General features: G+C 71.1%; 16 protein-coding genes. 2 read left to right on the top strand and 14 right to left on the bottom strand.

What is annotated here, in order from left to right; translation table 11 throughout:
• Window positions 1–33 precede the first annotated feature (33 nt).
• From ACFVH5_RS06830 to ACFVH5_RS06765, 14 genes are all read right to left on the bottom strand, one after another.
• On the bottom strand, window positions 34–600 hold the full coding sequence (locus tag ACFVH5_RS06830; protein WP_385832534.1) for an SMI1/KNR4 family protein: 567 nt from the start codon (window positions 598–600) through the stop codon (window positions 34–36).
• A 67-nt stretch (window positions 601–667) separates the two neighbouring features.
• A complete protein-coding gene (locus ACFVH5_RS06825; protein WP_385832533.1) occupies window positions 668–1147 on the bottom strand; it encodes a barstar family protein in 480 nt (159 codons plus the stop codon).
• 656 nt (window positions 1148–1803) lie between these two features.
• Entirely contained in the window at window positions 1804–2202 is a 399-nt protein-coding gene (locus tag ACFVH5_RS06820) for a YccF domain-containing protein (protein WP_210882004.1), read from the bottom strand.
• Window positions 2199–3062 carry a zinc metalloprotease HtpX gene (gene htpX / locus ACFVH5_RS06815; protein WP_384801129.1) on the bottom strand — a complete coding sequence of 288 codons (864 nt, stop codon included), beginning with the start codon at window positions 3060–3062 and terminating at the stop codon, window positions 2199–2201. Before htpX ends, ACFVH5_RS06820 begins: the two co-directional genes overlap by 4 nt.
• A 249-nt stretch (window positions 3063–3311) precedes the next feature.
• Window positions 3312–4859 carry an NADH-quinone oxidoreductase subunit N gene (locus tag ACFVH5_RS06810; protein WP_385832532.1) on the bottom strand — a complete coding sequence of 516 codons (1548 nt, stop codon included), beginning with the start codon at window positions 4857–4859 and terminating at the stop codon, window positions 3312–3314.
• Window positions 4856–6460: an NADH-quinone oxidoreductase subunit M gene (locus ACFVH5_RS06805; RefSeq protein ID WP_385832531.1), complete on the bottom strand. Its 1605-nt coding sequence runs from the start codon at window positions 6458–6460 to the stop codon at window positions 4856–4858. Before ACFVH5_RS06805 ends, ACFVH5_RS06810 begins: the two co-directional genes overlap by 4 nt.
• A 6-nt stretch (window positions 6461–6466) precedes the next feature.
• The gene (locus ACFVH5_RS06800; RefSeq protein WP_385832529.1) at window positions 6467–8461 is read right to left on the bottom strand and encodes an NADH-quinone oxidoreductase subunit L; all 1995 of its coding nucleotides are present in this window, start codon (window positions 8459–8461) and stop codon (window positions 6467–6469) included.
• Complete coding sequence (nuoK, locus tag ACFVH5_RS06795) at window positions 8458–8868, bottom strand: NADH-quinone oxidoreductase subunit NuoK (RefSeq protein WP_385832528.1); 411 nt, start codon at window positions 8866–8868, stop codon at window positions 8458–8460. Before nuoK ends, ACFVH5_RS06800 begins: the two co-directional genes overlap by 4 nt.
• The gene (locus tag ACFVH5_RS06790; RefSeq protein WP_385832527.1) at window positions 8868–9560 is read right to left on the bottom strand and encodes an NADH-quinone oxidoreductase subunit J; all 693 of its coding nucleotides are present in this window, start codon (window positions 9558–9560) and stop codon (window positions 8868–8870) included. Before ACFVH5_RS06790 ends, nuoK begins: the two co-directional genes overlap by 1 nt.
• Window positions 9557–10144 carry a NuoI/complex I 23 kDa subunit family protein gene (locus ACFVH5_RS06785; protein ID WP_385832526.1) on the bottom strand — a complete coding sequence of 196 codons (588 nt, stop codon included), beginning with the start codon at window positions 10142–10144 and terminating at the stop codon, window positions 9557–9559. Before ACFVH5_RS06785 ends, ACFVH5_RS06790 begins: the two co-directional genes overlap by 4 nt.
• A gap of 2 nt (window positions 10145–10146) precedes the next feature.
• Window positions 10147–11115, bottom strand: coding sequence for an NADH-quinone oxidoreductase subunit H (locus ACFVH5_RS06780; protein WP_385832524.1), 969 nt, complete (start codon window positions 11113–11115; stop codon window positions 10147–10149).
• On the bottom strand, window positions 11112–12185 hold the full coding sequence (locus tag ACFVH5_RS06775; RefSeq protein ID WP_385832523.1) for an NADH-quinone oxidoreductase subunit C: 1074 nt from the start codon (window positions 12183–12185) through the stop codon (window positions 11112–11114). Before ACFVH5_RS06775 ends, ACFVH5_RS06780 begins: the two co-directional genes overlap by 4 nt.
• Window positions 12182–12856 (bottom strand): NADH-quinone oxidoreductase subunit B, encoded by a 675-nt coding sequence (locus ACFVH5_RS06770; protein ID WP_385832522.1) that lies wholly within the window; start codon window positions 12854–12856, stop codon window positions 12182–12184. The genes ACFVH5_RS06775 and ACFVH5_RS06770 overlap by 4 nt, the downstream gene beginning before the upstream one ends.
• Window positions 12847–13296 (bottom strand): NADH-quinone oxidoreductase subunit A, encoded by a 450-nt coding sequence (locus ACFVH5_RS06765; protein ID WP_373465922.1) that lies wholly within the window; start codon window positions 13294–13296, stop codon window positions 12847–12849. Before ACFVH5_RS06765 ends, ACFVH5_RS06770 begins: the two co-directional genes overlap by 10 nt.
• Window positions 13297–13672: 376 nt before the next feature.
• Here ACFVH5_RS06765 and ACFVH5_RS06760 point away from each other — a divergent pair, with 376 nt between their 5' ends.
• Both ACFVH5_RS06760 and ACFVH5_RS06755 read left to right on the top strand, forming a co-directional pair.
• The gene (locus ACFVH5_RS06760) at window positions 13673–14863 is read left to right on the top strand and encodes a sensor histidine kinase (protein ID WP_384801099.1); all 1191 of its coding nucleotides are present in this window, start codon (window positions 13673–13675) and stop codon (window positions 14861–14863) included.
• 361 nt (window positions 14864–15224) lie between these two features.
• Window positions 15225–16583 carry a sensor histidine kinase gene (locus tag ACFVH5_RS06755; RefSeq protein ID WP_385832521.1) on the top strand — a complete coding sequence of 453 codons (1359 nt, stop codon included), beginning with the start codon at window positions 15225–15227 and terminating at the stop codon, window positions 16581–16583.
• Window positions 16584–16707 lie beyond the last annotated feature (124 nt).

Genomic DNA, 16707 nt, shown 5'->3' with positions numbered 1-16707 from the left:
TGCTGGGGTGGGCGGCGGGTGGGAGCCGCGCGGCTATGACGCTTGTGCCGTTGTCGTTCGTATGCGGAAGTCGGGCCACGGTTGCAGGTCCGTGTCGTCGTTCAGTTCGTCGTACCAGCCGGTGCCCTGGAGCCAGGTGTCGAGCCAGGCCGTGAGCGTGGGGGCGTCCACGTACCAGGCGTGGTCGGCGTCGTCGGCGTTCGGCTCGAACAGGAGCACCGCGGCGTCCTGGGTACGGCAGTCCACGCACGCGTACATTCCGCAGCCCCAGTGGGATATCGGCAGGATGCCTTCCGGCCAGGGCCAGTCGGGGTCCTTGCGGCCGCTCTCGCGGTGGGCGAGGTACTGCGCGACGACCGCCGGCTCTCCCGAGGGCGGGCTGTCGAGCAGGGGCAGCAGACCGTACTCCGGGCCGAATCCTCCGTCCCCTATCCGCAGATAGAGCGCGGCGAGCAGCGGCGGGACGGAGAAGCCGAGGGCGGACTCGGCGCGGGCGAGCGTGGCGGCGTCCACGGGGTCGGGGAGCGAAGGCCAGCCCCACGGCCGCGAGTTGTGTGCCTCCGCGAGGACACGTGCCAGCAACTGCTCGATCTCGGTCATGCATTCATGATGCAGCGCGCCTCTGACAATCGGGCCGGCCTGTGGATAACCCTCGGACGAGCGGCTCTCAGTCGAGACGGACGTCGATGCTCTCGTCCACGAGGAACGCGAGAAGTTCCTCGAACGTCCACGGGCGGTGGTCGGTGCGCGGGACAAGGCCAAGGCAGCGGCGGGCGACCTCCGCGTCGTGCCAGATCAGGGTGAAGGGCCGTCGAGCACCCCAGCGGCCACGCAGGCAGTCGTCGAGGGCGTCGAGACCCCGGCCGAAATAGCCGCCGGGTCCGTTGACCGCCTCACCGAGCGCGCAGAAGAAACCCGGCTCGTCGATGATGTGGCGGCCGTCGAGGTGATGGGTACGGCCAGGTTCCGCGTCGGGTCTGCCGGGGTCGTGGCGGGCCAGTGCCGTGGTCAGCCAGTGACGGCGGCCCTCCGCGCCGCACCGGGCCCAGAGGCCGGGCTCGGTGGGGCGGCCGGTGTCCCACAGTTCCCAGACCTCCTCGGCCGCGGTCGGCGGCCGGTCCGACCAGGGCTCCAGCGTGAGGTCCACCAGGCCGGGGCCGCGCGCGGAGGGAATCCAGGACGGCGGACTGGACGGGACGGCCCGCCCTGTCGACGCGTATCAGCTTGGCGTGACCGAGGTCCTCCTCGCCCGCGTCCAGGGCTGTGCGGAGGGCTCCGCGCGGGGAGCAGCCGAGCAGCCGCACGGGTGGTTCGCAGGGGTCCGGCTGCCTGCCCTGAACGTGCGCCAGGTCCCGGCAGCCGCCCCAGGGTTCGTCCTCCGCGCCGAGCAGCCGGTAGCCCGGGGAGAGCGGCGGGCACTGGGGATAGTCGAACGGGTTGTGCGGGGACTCGCGCGCCCTGACGGTGAGGTCGCGCAATGACAGGTCGCGCGCGCACGGGCGGTCACCGAGGACGCGTACGTCCTCCAGGGACCATGCTTCGACCCGCTCGCCGTCCTTGTCGAGGATCTCCAGGACGAGGGTGCCGAGCGGCGCCGATCCGTCGGCACGCGCGCGCGGGAGGGCTTTGTCCAGCTCTCCCTCGGGGACGCAGCCGAGCAGTTCGTACGTGCCGCGTGCGGGAGCCGGCGGATCGCCGAAGACGTTCTCGGCGTCCGCGCACAGCGCCCAGATCTCGTCGTCCTCTGCGTCGGCGTCGTACGCCGTCAGGGCGTACTTCGGCCTCCGCACCCCCGGCGCCGCCCTACCGGACCGACGACGTGAACGGCTGGTCCGTACGCACGATCTCGCGTCCCAGGGGGAACAGCGAGACCGGGATCAGCTTGAAGTTGGCGATGCCCAGGGGGATGCCGATGATCGTGACGCACTGGATGAGGCCCGTGACGATGTGCGCGAGGGCCAGCCACCAGCCGGCGAGGATCAGCCAGAGGATGTTGACGATGAAGGACGGCGCCCCCGCGTCACGGCGCTCGACCGTCGTCCGGCCGAACGGCCACAGCGCGTACGTGCCGATACGGAAAGCGGCGACGCCGAACGGGATTCCGATGATCGTGATGCACAGCAGCACGCCCGCGAGCAGGTAGCCGAGGAACAGCCAGAAGCCGCTCAGGACGAGCCAGATGATGTTGAGGATTGTCTTCACTGGTGGCGACCTGCCATCTGTTCGAGCCGGGCGATGCGCTCCGCCATGGGCGGGTGCGTTGAGAACATTTTGGAGAGTCCCTGGCCCGGACGGAAGGGGTTGGCGATCATCATGTGGCTCGCCGTCTCGATGCGGGGCTCCGGAGGCAGCGGCAGTTGCTTCGTGCCCGCCTCCAGCTTGCGCAGGGCGCTCGCGAGGGCCAGCGGGTCCCCGGTGAGCTGCGCGCCGGACGCGTCCGCCTCGTACTCCCTGGAGCGGCTGATGGCGAGTTGGATGACGGACGCGGCGAGCGGGCCGAGGATCATGATCATCAGCATGCCGAGGAGGCCGGGGCCGTCGTCGTCGTTGGAGCGGCCGATCGGGATCAGCCAGGCGAAGTTGACCAGGAACATGATCACGGAGGCCAGGGCTCCGGCGACGGACGAGATGAGGATGTCGCGGTTGTAGACGTGGCTCAGTTCGTGGCCGATGACGCCGCGCAGCTCCCGCTCGTTCAGGATGCGCAGGATGCCCTCGGTGCAGCACACGGCGGCGTTGCGGGGATTACGGCCCGTCGCGAACGCGTTCGGTGCTTCCGTCGGGGAGATGTACAGGCGGGGCATGGGCTGGCGGGCCTGTGTGGACAGCTCCCGGACCATTTTGTAGAGCGCCGGGGCCTCGAATTCGCTCACCGGGCGCGCGCGCATCGCGCGTAGAGCCAGCTTGTCGCTGTTCCAGTACGCGTACGCGTTCGTCCCGATCGCGATGACCAGTGCGACGACGAGGCCCGTACGCCCGAAGAAACTGCCGATGACGATGATGAGTGCGGACAGTCCCCCGAGGAGTACGGCGGTCCTGAACCCGTTGTGCCGGCGGTGCACGGTACGCCCTCCAAATCGTGCGGCAGGGGAACCCTTGCTTGTCGATCTCTGACGTCACTGGTTCCGTGACTCCACGGTCCAGTGGACCCTCCCTCACTGGTCAACGCCAGGCGGGGAGCACTAGTTCCCTTGTGCGCACGGGCTCGCGCGTCGGCTGTCCGGGTGATGGCCGGGTGAGGTGACGGGGTACCGCACGCGCGCGTGGAGGGGGCTGCCCCACGCGCGCGGGCTATCGCTTCGGGGAAGGCGTCAGAAGAGGCCGGTGTCCGAGAAGCGCAGGATGAGCTGAGGTGCCCCGGAGAGCGCGACGCCCAGGACGGCGGTCAGGGCGATCGCCGCGGTGAGGGGGGCCGGGACGCGGTGCGACTCGGTTTCGCCCTCGGGGGCGCGGAACAGCAGGGTCGTCCACTGGAGGTAGTAGAAGAGCGCGATCACGACGTTGACGGCCATGACGACGGCGAGCCAGCCGAGTCCCGCCTCGACGGCCGCCGAGAAGACGGTGACCTTCGCGAAGAGTCCGATGATGCCCGGCGGCAGACCGGCCAGGCAGAGCAGGAAGAAGCCGAGGACGAGCGCGGCGAGGGGGCGGGAGGCGTACAGGCCGCGGTAGTCGCTGATCCGGTTCAGGGGCTTCGTACGGGCCACCAGGGCGGCCACCGCGAAGGCTCCGAGGTTCACGGCGGCGTACATGAGGGCGTACGCGACTGTGGAGCCGACGGCCTTCCGGGCGTCCTCGGAGTACGCGGCGGCGGCGATCGGCACCAGGAGGTAGCCGGCCTGTCCCACGGAGGACCAGGCGAGGAGCCGTACCGCGCTGTACGCGCGCGTGGTCCGCTGCCGCAGGGCGCCGACGTTGCCGATCGTCATGGTGAGTGCGGCGAGTGCGGCGAGTGCCGGGCCCCAGACGTCCGCGTACGACGGGAGGGCGATCACGGTGACGAGGATCAGGCCGGAGAAGCCGACCGCCTTGCCGACGACCGACAGGTAGGCGGCGACCGGGAGAGGGGCTCCTACGTAGGTGTCGGGTACCCAGAAGTGGAAGGGCACGGCGGCCGTCTTGAAGGCGAAGCCCACGAGGGTGAGGACGACGCCCGCCTGGGCGAGCGTGTGCAGTTGGGGATCGACGTCCTCGATGCGGGTGGCGATCTCCGTGAGGTACAGGGTGCCTGTCGACGCGTAGACGAAGCTGACGCCCATGAGGCTCACGGCGGTCGCGGTGACCGAGGACAGGAAGAACTTCAGGGCCGCTTCGGAGGACTTCCGGTCGCCGTGCTTGATGCCGACGAGGGCGAAGGCGGGCAGGGAGGCGACCTCCAGGGCGACGATCAGCGTGGCGAGATCGCGCGAGGCGGGCAGCAGGGCGGCGCCGGCGGCCGAGGAGAGCAGCAGGAACCAGAACTCCCCTTCGGGGTATGCCTTGTCGGTGTCTCCGCCGGCGTCCTTGCCCGCGTCCTTCAGGGTGGTCATCGACAGAAGCGCCGCGAGGAGCGCGCCGCCGAGGACGAGGAACTGGATGACCAGCGTGAACCGGTCCGCCGCGTAGCTGCACACGTCCGTGGCGCCCGTCAGGCAGAACGTGGAGCGGTCGCCGTCCAGGAGGGGCAGCAGGGCCAGCGCGGCGAGGGCGAGGCCCGCGACGGAGACCCAGCCGAGCAGGGCCTTCTTCCTGCCGTCCACGAAGAGGTCGGCCACGAGCACCGCGAGTGCGACGACCGCCGCGATGGTGGGCGGGGCGATCGCGAGCCAGTCGACGGACTGGACCAGGGACGCTGCCTGGTCCTGGGCCTGGGGGCTCATCGGGTGCCTCCTGAGAGGAGCTGCTGCACGGCCGGGTCGGTCAGGCCGAGGAGTGCCTTGGGCCAGAGCCCGGCGACGACGGTGAGGACGACGAGCGGGGTCCAGGCGGCGAACTCGTACGTCCGGACGTCGGCGAGCTTCGGACTCCCCTGCCCAGAGTGTTCGGAGTGCTCCGGGTGCTGCGAGGTGTCGCCCATGCAGACCCGGCGGACGACGACGAGCATGTACGCGGCCGTGAGCAGGGTGCCGAACGCGGCGATCGCCATGAACGTCAGGAACGCGGGCCGGCTGAGACCGTCGGCGGGGTCGAACGCGCCGAACAGCGTGAGCATCTCTCCCCAGAACCCGGCGAGGCCCGGCAGTCCGAGCGAGGCGACGGCGGCGAAGGCGAGCAGGCCGCCGAGGCGCGGGGCCCGGCCGTAGAGCGCGGCCCCGGTCGTCCGCGCCAGGGAGTCGAGGTCGGTCGTGCCCGTGCGGTCCTTGAGCGCGCCGACGAGGAAGAAGAGCAGGCCGGTGATGAGGCCGTGGGCGATGTTCGCGAACAGCGCGCCGTTCACGCCGGTCGGGGTCATCGACGCGATGCCGAGGAGTACGAAGCCCATGTGGCCGACCGAGGAGTACGCGATGAGGCGTTTGAGGTCGCCCTTCGCGCCCTGTTTGGCGAGCGCCAGGCAGGCCAGCGAACCGTAGATGATCCCGACGACCGCGAAGGCCGCGAGATACGGGGCGAAGGTGCTCATGCCGTCCGGCGTGATCGGCAGCAGGATCCGGACGAACCCGTACGTGCCCATCTTCAGCAGGACTCCGGCCAGCAGGACCGAGCCGACGGTCGGGGCGGCGGTGTGCGCGTCCGGCAGCCAGCTGTGGAGCGGCCACATCGGCGTCTTGACCGCGAGCCCGATCCCGATCGCCAGAACGGCGACGACCTGCACCGATGTGGTCAGCGCGGGGTGATTGTCAGTGGCGAGTGCCACCATGTCGAAAGTGCCCGCCTTGATTCCGATCAGGAGCAGGCCCAGCAGCATGATCACGGAACCGAGCAGTGTGTAGAGGATGAACTTCCAGGCGGCCCGGGTTCGTTGCTCACCGCCCCAGCGGGCGATGAGGAAGTACATCGGGATGAGCACCATCTCGAACGCGAGGAAGAACAGCAGCAGATCGAGGACGGCGAAGGTCGCGAGGGTGCCGGACTCCAGCACGAGCACGAGCGCCACGAATGCTTTCGGGGACGGGCCCGACGGCATTTTGAAGGAGGAGTACAGCGCGCACAGGAAGGTCAGCAGCGCGGTCAGCACGAGGAGGGGGAGGGAGATGCCGTCGATGCCGAGGTGGATCCGCACGTCGAGTGCGGGAATCCAGCTGATGTCCGTCGTGGCCTGCATCTTCGACGGATGGTCGTGGTCGAAGCCGAGCGTGAAGACGATCGCGGCGATGAGTACGGCGCCGGTGACGGTCGTGCCGTGCCGCAGCACGGCCTGCTCGGGCGACCTCCCCTTCAGCCCGGGCGGGGCCGGCAGGAGAGCGGCTGCGGCCCCGATGAGCGGGGCGACGACGATGAACGCCAGAAGAAACTGCATCACGGATTCGTTGATATCGATCACGCCTGCTCACGCTCCCGCGGTGGCGACGAGGAGGGCGGCGACCACCAGGACGACGGTGCCGGCGAGCAGCGCGCTCACATAGGTCTGCAGATTGCCGGTCTGGGCGCGCCGGACGGCCGTGCCCAGCCAGCGGGGCAGGGCGCCCGCGCCGCGCACGTAGGTGTCGACGACCTCGCGGTCGAGGAACCGGACGAGGGTGGCCGCGGCCTGGACGGGGCGGACGAAGAGCGCCGCGTACACCGCGTCCAGGTGGAAACCGACGGCCGCGTGGCGGTGCAGGGGGCCGAGCAGCAGGCGGCCGGGGTCCGACGGGTCGGGTGCGGAGGCCACGTTGCCGTACGCGGGTTCGTGGCTGGCGATGGCCTCGGCCTCGACCAGGCCGCCGTCGGCGTCCGGGTGGGCGGCGACCGCGCCCAGCGGCACGCGGCCGGCCATGGCGGTGGTGTGCCGCCACGCGCCGTACGTGACGATGCCGCCGACCAGGGCGACACCCGTACCGAGGACGGCTGTGGTGAGGGTCGGGGTGAGGCTGCGGCCGTCGAACCAGTCGGGGAGCACGCCGGTGGCGAGTCCGAAGGCGAGTGACGGGAGGGCGAGCAGCCACAGCACGGAGTTCATGGCGAGGGGCTGCTTGCCGTGGTCGGGGGCCTCGGTGCCGTGGCCGTGGAAGGCGAGCAGCCACAGGCGCATCGCGTAGGCGGCGGTGAGGAGGGCCGTCACCAGGGCGGAGACGAGGACGATCCAGCCCGCGGCTCCGGGGACGCTCTCGGCGTGGCCGACGGCGGCGTGCTCGGCGGCTCCGAGGACGGACTCCTTGGAGAAGAAGCCGCTGAAGGGCGGGATCGCGGCGAGCGCGAGGAGCGCCACGGTCATCGTCCAGTAGGCGTCGGGGACGCGGGCGCGCAGGTCCTTCATCCGGGACATGGCGGCCAGCGAGTTGGTGCCGGCGGCGTGGATGATCACGCCGGCCGCGAGGAACAGCAGCGCCTTGAAGGCGCCGTGTGCGAGGAGGTGGAAGACGGCGGCACCGCGGTCGCCGACGGCGAGGGCGCCGGTCATGTAGCCGAGCTGTCCGATCGTCGAGTACGCGAGGACCCGCTTGATGTCGTCCTGGGCGAGCGCGGCGAGGGCCGAGCCCGCCATCGTCACGGCGGCCATCACGGCGAGGACGACCAGTGCGGCCGCGGAGGCGGCGAAGACCGGGAGGAGCCGGGCGATGAAGTAGACACCGGCGGCGACCATCGTCGCGGCGTGGATCAGCGCGGAGACGGGTGTGGGGCCCGCCATCGCGTCGGGGAGCCAGGTGTGGAGCGGGAACTGCGCCGACTTGCCCGCCACACCGGCGAGGAGCAGCAGGGCGATCAGCGTGGGGTGGTCGAGTCCGCCGCTCGCGACGTTGCCGAGGATCTTCGTGATGCGGAACGAACCGGTGTCGGCGGCGAGCGCGAACAGACCGATCAGGAAGGGGACGTCTCCGAGCTTGGTGACGAGGAAGGCCTTGATGGAGGCGGCGCGTGCCTCCGCGGTCTCCCAGTAGTGGCCCACGAGGAAGTACGAGCAGATGCCCATGATCTCCCAGCCGACCAGCAGCACCATCAGGTCGCCGGAGTAGACGACGAGCAGCATGGCGGAGGTGAAGAGGGAGACGAGAGCGGCGTACGAGGAGTAGCGCGGGTCGTGGCGCAGGTAGCCCGTCGAGTAGATCTGCACGCAGGTCGCGACCAGGCCGACGAGGATCGCGACGAGGGCGGCGAAGCCGTCGATGTGCAGGGCGAGTTCGACGGGGACCGAACCGGTCGGGGTGAGTTCGGTCGCCGCGTCCACGGCCTGTCCGCCGCCCTGGCGTACGGCGACGACCACGGCGAGTGCGAGGGCGGCGACGGAGGGCAGGACGGCGAGGGGGCGGGCGAAGCCGGGGGCCGTGCGGCCCAGGAGCAGGCCGGCCACGGCGCCCAGGAACGGGAGGAGGGGGACGAGGACGGCGAGGGTGGTCGTGGTCACGCGGTGGCCTCAGCCTTCTCGGCCGGTTCGCTCCGGGCGGACTCGGAGCCGTCGGAGTCGTCGGAGTCGTCATCGGGGTCGTCATCACCGGGTTCGGCGGTGTCGCGGAGCCTGTCGATGTCCGCGGTGCCGCGGTTGCGGTGCACGGCGAGGACGATCGCGAGGCCGATGCCGATCTCGGCGGCGGCGATGGCGATGGTGAACAGGGTCAGTGCCTGGCCGGAGTGCAGGGTGTCCCGGGCGGTCCTGCTGAGCCAGACGTCGAAGGCGACGAGGTTGAGGTTGACGGCGTTGAGCATCAGCTCGACGGACATCAGGACCAGGATCGCGTTGCGGCGGGCGAGGACTCCGTAGAGGCCGGTGCTGAAGAGGAGGGCGGAGAGTACGGCCGGGTAGGCGAGGTGCATCAGCGGGCGCCTTCCTTGTCGCTCCGGGTGGTAGCGCTTCGGGTGGCGTCGGTTCGCGGGCCCGGGGGGCGCGGGGGGCTCGCGGTGGGCGTTCCGCCGGCCGCCTCCTTCGCCTTCGTCTTCGCCTTGCGGGAGAGGACGATCGCGCCGACCAGCGCGGCGAGCAGCAGGACCGAGAGGGCCTCGAAGGGGAGCACCCAGCTCTGGAAGAGGCTCGCGCCGGTGACCGCGGTGGAGCCGGCGGCGGGGCCGTCCAGGTCGATCCAGGTCGTCCGGAAGGCGTCGACGACCACCCAGACGAGGGCGGCGGCAGCGGCGATCGCGACGGCGAGGGCGGCCCAGCGGTTGCCGGAGTCGGCGTCCGGGGAGCGGCCGATGGGGGCCCTGGTGAGCATCAGACCGAAGAGGAGGAGGACGACGACGGAACCGACGTAGATGAGGACCTGCACCCAGGCGATGAACTCGGCCGTGAGGAGGAGGTATTCGACGGCGAGGCCACCGAGGGCGACGACCAGCCACAGGGCGGCGTGCACCAGTTGCTTCGTGGTGACCGTGACGAGCGCGGCGCCGAAGGTGACCAGGCCGACGAGGAGGAAGGCGATCTCGACGCCCGTCGGGGAGAGGAAGCCGTGGGCCTCGGCGGCGGTGGTCGTGGCCTGTGCCGCCGAGACGGTGGCCGCGGCGGGAGTCACGATGCGCCTCCCTGCGGCGGGTCGGTGGGCTCGGCCTGCGCCTGCGCCTGGGCCTGCGCCTGGGTCGTGGCGAGTTTCTCGGCGGTCTTGCGGGCGGCGGCGATCTCCTTGGGTTCCTCGGCGCCGGGGTCGAGGGCCGGTGGGGCCGGGACGGTCCACATCCAGTCGCGGAGCTTGTCGCGTTCGTGGGTGAGTTCGTGGATGTCGGTCTCGGCGTACTCGAACTCGGGGGACCAGAAGAGCGCGTCGAACGGGCAGACCTCGATGCAGATACCGCAGTACATGCAGAGGGAGAAGTCGATGGCGAAGCGGTCGAGGACGTTGCGGCTGCGCTCGCGGCCACCGGGAGCGGCGGCCGGGACCGTCTCCTTGTGGGAGTCGATGTAGATGCACCAGTCCGGGCACTCGCGGGCGCACAGCATGCAGACCGTGCAGTTCTCCTCGAAGAGCCCGATGACGCCGCGGGTGCGGGGCGGGAGTTCGGGCTGGGTGTCGGGGTACTGCGCGGTGACGGTCTTCTTCGTCATCGTGCGCAGGGTGACGGCAAGGCCCTTGGCCAGGCCGGAGCCGGGAAAGGGGGACATGGTTACGCGATCACCACCTTGACGATGCCGGTGAGGGCGATCTGGGCGAGGGAGAGGGGGACGAGGAGTGTCCAGGCGAGTTTCTGGAGCTGGTCCTCGCGCAGGCGGGGATAGGTGACGCGCAGCCAGATGACGACGAAGGCGAGGACGGCCACCTTCAGCAGGGTCCAGACCCAGCCGAGGCCGTCGGCGCCCCACGGGCCGTGCCAGCCGCCCAGGAAGAGCACGGTGGTCAGGCCGCACAGGACGACGATTCCGGCGTACTCGGCGAGGAGGAACAGGGCGAAGCGCAGACCGGTGTACTCGGTGTAGGCGCCGAAGATGATCTCCGAGTCGGCGACCGGCATGTCGAAGGGCGGGCGCTGGAGTTCGGCGAGGCCCGCCACGAAGAAGACGATCGCGCCGACGATCTGCCAGGGCAGCCACCACCACTCGAAGGCGTCGACGATGCCGGGGAGGGAGACCGTGCCGGCCGCCATGGCGACCGAGGCGGCGGTCAGCAGCATGGGGAGTTCGTACGCGAGGAGCTGGGCGGCGGTGCGCAGACCGCCGAGAAGGGAGAACTTGTTGGCCGAGGCCCAGCCCGCCATGAGCGAGCCGAGGACGCTGACGCCCATCACGGCGAGGACGAAGAAGACGCCCGCGTCGACGACCTCGCCGACCGCGCCCTCGCCCGGCCCGACCGGGATGACGAGGAGGACCATGAGATACGGGAGGAGGGCCACGGCGGGGGCGAGCTGGAAGATGCGGCGGTCGGCGCCGGCCGGGACCACGTCTTCCTTCTGGGCGAACTTCACGCCGTCCGCGACGAGTTGGGCCCAGCCGTGGAAGCCGCCCGCGTACATGGGGCCGAGGCGGCCCTGCATATGGGCCATCACCTTGTGCTCGGCCTGACCCACGATCAGGGGGAACGTCAGGAACACGACGAAGACGACGAGGAGTCGCAGGGCGACGTCGAGCGCGTCGTTCACTGCGCGCCTCCTGTGGGGCTTTCGGGATCGTCGGAGTTGTTGTCGGTGCCGTCAGCCGCATCGGGGGCGTCCAGCTCGGGCGGAGGTTTGCCGGACTGTGGCTCCGCCGGTGCTGCGGGCTCGTCGAAAGCCGGGCGGGCCTGGTGCCACGGGGCGTCCGAACCGCGTGGCGCTGCGGGCGCCTTCGGTTCGGCGGGCGCCTTCGGCTCGGTGGATGCCTTCGGTTCGGCAGGTGCCTTCGGCTCGGGCGGAGTGGTCGGTTCCGTCGGCGCCGTGGGTGTCGGCGATGGCGCAGGCTCAGGGGTGGCCGAGGCCGTGGCGGGCGGCACCGGTGGCGTCGTCGGCCGGCTCGCCGAGCCGTCGGCCGCCGTGCGGGTCCGTCGTGCCGGGCGTTCGCCGGTCGCGGCGGGCGCGCCCGCCGCTCCCCTCGCACCCGCTGTTCCTCTCGCACCCGCCGCGCGGGCCGCGCCTCGGGCCGGGCGGGCGGGGGCCGGGGGGAGCTGGCCCTTGAGGGGGCCCCACTCGTTCGGGTCGGGGACTCCGGGCGGGAGCATCTGGCGGCGTTTCGGGCCGCCGTGCTCCGACTCCCCCGGCTCCTTCGCGCCCGGCCAGGCCTTCGCCACGCGGGCCGCCAGGACGAAGTCCTTGCGCAGGGGGTGGCCCTCGAAGCCCTCGGGCAGGAGGAGCGGGTCCAGGCCGGGGTGGCCCTCGAAGGTGACGCCGAACATCTCGTGGGTCTCGCGTTCGTGCCAGGCGGCGCCCGCGTAGACCTCGACGGCGGAGGGCAGGACGGGTGCGGAGTGCGGGACGGTCGTGCGGACGAGGAGACGGCGTACGGGGGCCAGGGCCACGACATGGGCCGAGACGCGGAAGCCCGCGCCCGGTTCGTCGACGGCGCTCAGCCAGTCGAAGTAGGTGCAGCCCAGAGCGTCACGCGCGCTCTGCAGGGAGGCGAGCCAGGTGGCCGGGGGCACGTCGACCGTCAGCAGCTCGTACGACTCCTCGGCCGTGGCGTCGGGGCCGAAGAGTTCCTCCACGGGAGCGGGGAGCCATCCGGTCGTCCCGGTCATCGGGCGTCCTCCGCGGCCGAAGCCGTGGTGGGCGCCGCGGCCGGCGGCTGGACGAGGCCGCTCTGCAGCGCGGCGACGGAGGGGCGGCCGGCGCCGGAGGACGCGTACCGCTCCCCCAGGGACTCCCGGGCGATCTTCTCCTGGAGTTTGAGGATGCCCTGGAGCAGCGCCTCCGGGCGGGGCGGGCAGCCCGGTACGTACACGTCGACGGGGATGATCTGGTCGACGCCCTTCGTCACGGAGTACGAGTCCCAGTACGGGCCGCCGCAGTTCGAGCAGGCGCCGAAGGAGATGACGTACTTCGGTTCGGGCATCTGCTCGTACAGGCGCTTCACGGCCGGGGCCATCTTGTCCGTGACCGTGCCGGAGACCACCATCAGGTCGGCCTGGCGCGGGCCCGGGGCGAAGGGGATGACGCCGAGGCGGATGAAGTCGTGCCGGGCCATCGACGCCGCGATGAACTCGATCGCGCAGCAGGCGAGTCCGAAGTTGAAGACCCAGAGCGAGTAGCGGCGGCCCCAGTTGAGGACCACCTTCATCGGCTCGGGAGCCAGCCGGGCGAGCGCGCCCAGCCGCTTGGGCTCCGGCAGCAGCACCGGCTCGGCAGCCGACGGGATCGAGGCGGCCGAGGAGGTCGACGGGGTCGAGGCGGCCGTGGGGGTCACGTCCATGTGAGGACGCCCTTCTTGTATGCGTACAGCAGACCGACGGCCAGGAAGCCGAGGAAGATGAACATCTCCACGAGCGTCGCCGCGCCGTAGCCCGGCGCGGCGAAGACCGTCGCCCAGGGGAAGAGGAAGATCGAGTCGACGGCGAAGATCACGTACAGGAACGCGTAGACGTAGTAGCGGACCTGGGTGTGGGCCCAGCCCTCGCCGACGGGGTCGACCCCGCACTCGTACGTCATGAGCTTCTCGGGGGTCGGGACGACGGGCCGCAGCAGGCGGCCCGCTCCGAAGGCGACGGCGACGAACAGCACGCCGACCACGGCGAGCAGTCCGACGACCGAGTAGGACTGGAAGTAGTCCGCCGCGAGAGGGGTACCGGTGGCCGCGGTACCGGCTCCGGTTCCCGTGGTTCCGGTCGCCGCGACCATGGTCGGTTCCGGCACGTCCGCCCCTCGCTCCCTGGCCTGGATGACCTCGTGTGACCTGGTGTGATCCTTTGCGACAAGCCCGTACGAGTACGTGCGACGAGCCCGTACGGGTTCGTACGACGGGCCCGCGCACGTCCGTACAACCACGCGTGAGGACCACGCGTGCGCCTGCGTGCGCGCCGTGCGGTGCGCGCGTTCGACGATCTGTACGCACCGGAGTCTAGGGCCTGCTAAAGGGACCGTAAGCAGCCCGTCACGGTTAGGCATGGTGCAGTTGGGTTCTCCGGCCGCGGAGAGGAGGGCCGGAGCCGCCGATGGTGGGGTTTTCCCCCGGAGACGGAGGCGGCCCACCTCATGGCGCCGCGGGCCGCGGTTCGGCAAGGTGGCGCCTATGACCGAACGCATTCCGGCCGTCGACACCCTGGGCACCGGCACCGACAGGCCGCCACCCCCGCGCTTCGCCTACGACCGGCACACCTGGAAGGAGATCGCGCATCTCCTGGCCAACCTGCCGTCGTCCCTCGTCGGCTTCACCTACGTCGTCACCGTGCTGTTCCTGGGAGCCGGGCTGACGGTGACGGTGATCGGGCTGCCGGTGCTGGCGTTCGGGCTGCTCGGCGCGCGCCAGCTGGGGAAGTTCGAGCGGATGCGGGCCAGGGGCCTGCTCGGGGTACGGGTGGACGAGCCGAGCCCGTTGCCGTTCCGCGGGCGGGGCGGGTTCTTCGGCTGGCTGTGGATGGCGTTGAAGGATCCGGTGGGCTGGCGGACCGTGCTCTACGAGCTGATGCGGCTGCCGTGGAGCATCATCACCTTCACCCTCATGCTGACGTCGTTGTTCGTGCTGTGGCCGGTGCTGCCGTTCCTCGCGCGCGGCCTCGCCAACGCCGACCGGGCCATGGTGCGCGCCCTGCTGTCGCCCTCCGACGAGCTGGAACAGCGGATCGCCGAGCTGGAGTCGGACCGCGGGGTGGTCGTCGACACGGCCGCGGCCGACCTGCGGCGCATCGAACGCGACCTGCACGACGGGGCGCAGGCCCGGCTGGTGAACCTCGCGATGGGGCTCGGTCTGGCGAAGGAGAAGCTGCTGGAGGGACAGGCCGACGAGACCGTCGCGGCCATGGTCGACGAGGCGCACGGCGAGGTGAAACTGGCGTTGCAGGAGCTGCGGGACCTGGCCCGCGGTATCCACCCGGCGGTCCTCACCGACCGCGGTCTGGACGCCGCGCTGTCCTCGGTCGGCGCCCGCTGCACGGTGCCGGTGAAGGTGACGGCCGACCTGCCGGCCCGCCCGGCCGCGGCCATCGAGGGCATCGCGTACTTCACGGTCTCCGAACTCCTGCAGAACGTCAGCAAGCACAGCGGGGCGCGGTCCGCCTCGGTCGACGTGTGGCGTTCGGAGAACCGGCTGCTCATACAGGTCTGGGACGACGGCCGCGGGGGCGCCTCCCTCGACGGCGGTACGGGGATGGCGGGGCTCGCGGACCGGCTCGGCGCGGTGGACGGCCTGTTCGTCATCGACTCACCGGTCGGCGGACCGACGACGATCACGGCGGAACTGCCCTGGCGGGACCGGACGGAGTGACACCCGAGGGAAGCCCTGATCACGGGGCTTCCCTCCGGAGGGGCGACGCCCCTAGGTCCTGTCGTCAAATTCCCGACGTCCGCCCGGAGGGCGTGCCAGGCGTCGGCCGGCAGGCGGGAATTTGACGACAGGGCCTAACGCCCCCTGACTCCCTCGACAACGCCCCCTGACGCCCTCGACCGGGGCGCGTTCGGGGGCGTACGCACGTGCGCCCGTCCCCCGGGGTAGGGAAAACCCCCGGGCCGAGACGCCGACGCGCTCCATGTTCCGGGAGCGCCGCGCACAGCAGAGTGGAGTTACACCAGCGGACGACTCAGCTGACCGGACTCAAGCAGCTGACGAACAGGAACGGACGGCGGCCATGGCCACGGAGTACGGACAGGGATACGGGTGGGACGACGGCCCCGGATTCCGGGAGGAGGGCGCCGGGGAACGGTGGCACCGGCTCCCCGCCGCGCTGCGGGCGCCGATCGAGGCCCGCAGCCTGCGTGAGTTCGTCTACCTGATGCTGAGTCTGCCGCTCAGCATCTTCATGTTCACCTTCGCCGTGACGATGATGTCGCTCGGCGCGGGCCTGCTGATCACCTTCCTCGGCGTCCCGGTGCTCGCCGCGGGGCTCGCCGGCTGCCGCGGACTCGGCGCGCTGGAACGGGCCCGCGCCCGCGGCCTGCTGGGGCTCGACGTCGCCGCGCCGGAACCCCTGCGGATGCGCAAGCAGAGCCCCATGGGATGGATGGGGGCGACGCTGAAGAGCGGCGCGTCCTGGCGCCACCTCCTCTACACGGTCATCCACTTCCCGTGGGCCGTGTTCGCCTTCTCCGTCGCCATCACCCTCTGGACGACCGGCTGGACCCTGCTGACGTACCCGCTGTGGTTCTGGGTCTTCCCCATGTCCGGTGGACAGGACGGACTGCAGCTGTACGGGGACGAGGGGCACCGGGTCTACCTGGACAACCCCTTCGAGATCACCGTGACCGCGCTGGTCGGGCTGCTGCTCACGCTCGCGACGCCGTGGATCGTACGGGCGCTGACCCTGGTGGACCGGCTCCTCGTGGGCGGGCTGCTCGGCCCGTCGAAGCTGGCCACCCGCGTCGTGGAGCTGGAGTCGGACCGGGGTGTCGTGGTCGACACGGCGGCGGCCGACCTGCGGCGCATCGAACGCGACCTGCACGACGGGGCGCAGGCCCGGCTGGTGGCACTGGCGATGGATCTGGGGCTGGCGAAGGAGAAACTGGCGGAGGATCCGGAGGCGGCGGCGCGGATGGTGGGCGAGGCGCACGGTGAGGTGAAGACGGCGCTCCAGGAGCTGCGGGATCTCGCCCGCGGGATCCATCCCGCCGTGCTGACCGACCGCGGGCTGGACGCCGCGCTGTCGTCGGTCGCCTCCCGGTGCACCGTGCCCGTGCAGGTCGAGGTCGACCTGCCGGCCCGGCCGGCGCCCGCCATCGAGGGGATCGCGTACTTCACGGTGTCCGAGCTGCTGCAGAACATCAGCAAGCACTCGCGGGCCACGCGGGCGACGGTCGATGTGTGGCGGATCGAGAACCGGCTGATGATCCAGGTCGTCGACAACGGGGTCGGTGGGGCCGATGCCGGGGCGGGGTCCGGGCTCGCGGGGCTCGCCGGGCGGCTCGACGCGGTGGACGGGATTCTCGTGGTCGATTCGCCGGTGGCCGGGCCCACTCGGGTGACCGCGGAGTTGCCCTGGCGGGCGGCCTGAGGTCTTGCTTCCCGGGGAGCGGGTTCTTCTTCCCCAGCCCCGCCCCTTCCCGAAACCGGGGGCTTCGCCCCCGGCCCCCCAAAGATCAAAAGATTGCGCCGTTCCCCGCGCCCCTGGATGGCTG

The sequence above is a fragment of the Streptomyces sp. NPDC127119 genome (assembly GCF_042677425.1).
Classification (GTDB): domain Bacteria; phylum Actinomycetota; class Actinomycetes; order Streptomycetales; family Streptomycetaceae; genus Streptomyces.
The sequence above is the reverse complement of the archived record's forward strand: the minus strand, read 5'-3'. Positions and strand labels throughout refer to the sequence as shown.

Excerpts from the sequence above, each read along its gene's own strand:
- ACFVH5_RS06830 (WP_385832534.1), bottom strand. The coding sequence starts at position 600 with ATGACCGAGATCGAGCAGTTGCTGGCACGTGTCCTCGCGGAGGCACAC.
- ACFVH5_RS06810 (WP_385832532.1), bottom strand. The coding sequence starts at position 4,859 with ATGAGCCCCCAGGCCCAGGACCAGGCAGCGTCCCTGGTCCAGTCCGTC.
- nuoK (WP_385832528.1), bottom strand. The coding sequence starts at position 8,868 with ATGCACCTCGCCTACCCGGCCGTACTCTCCGCCCTCCTCTTCAGCACC.
- ACFVH5_RS06785 (WP_385832526.1), bottom strand. The coding sequence starts at position 10,144 with ATGTCCCCCTTTCCCGGCTCCGGCCTGGCCAAGGGCCTTGCCGTCACC.
- ACFVH5_RS06775 (WP_385832523.1), bottom strand. The coding sequence starts at position 12,185 with ATGACCGGGACGACCGGATGGCTCCCCGCTCCCGTGGAGGAACTCTTC.
- ACFVH5_RS06770 (WP_385832522.1), bottom strand. The coding sequence starts at position 12,856 with ATGGACGTGACCCCCACGGCCGCCTCGACCCCGTCGACCTCCTCGGCC.
- ACFVH5_RS06760 (WP_384801099.1), top strand. The coding sequence starts at position 13,673 with ATGACCGAACGCATTCCGGCCGTCGACACCCTGGGCACCGGCACCGAC.
- ACFVH5_RS06755 (WP_385832521.1), top strand. The coding sequence starts at position 15,225 with ATGGCCACGGAGTACGGACAGGGATACGGGTGGGACGACGGCCCCGGA.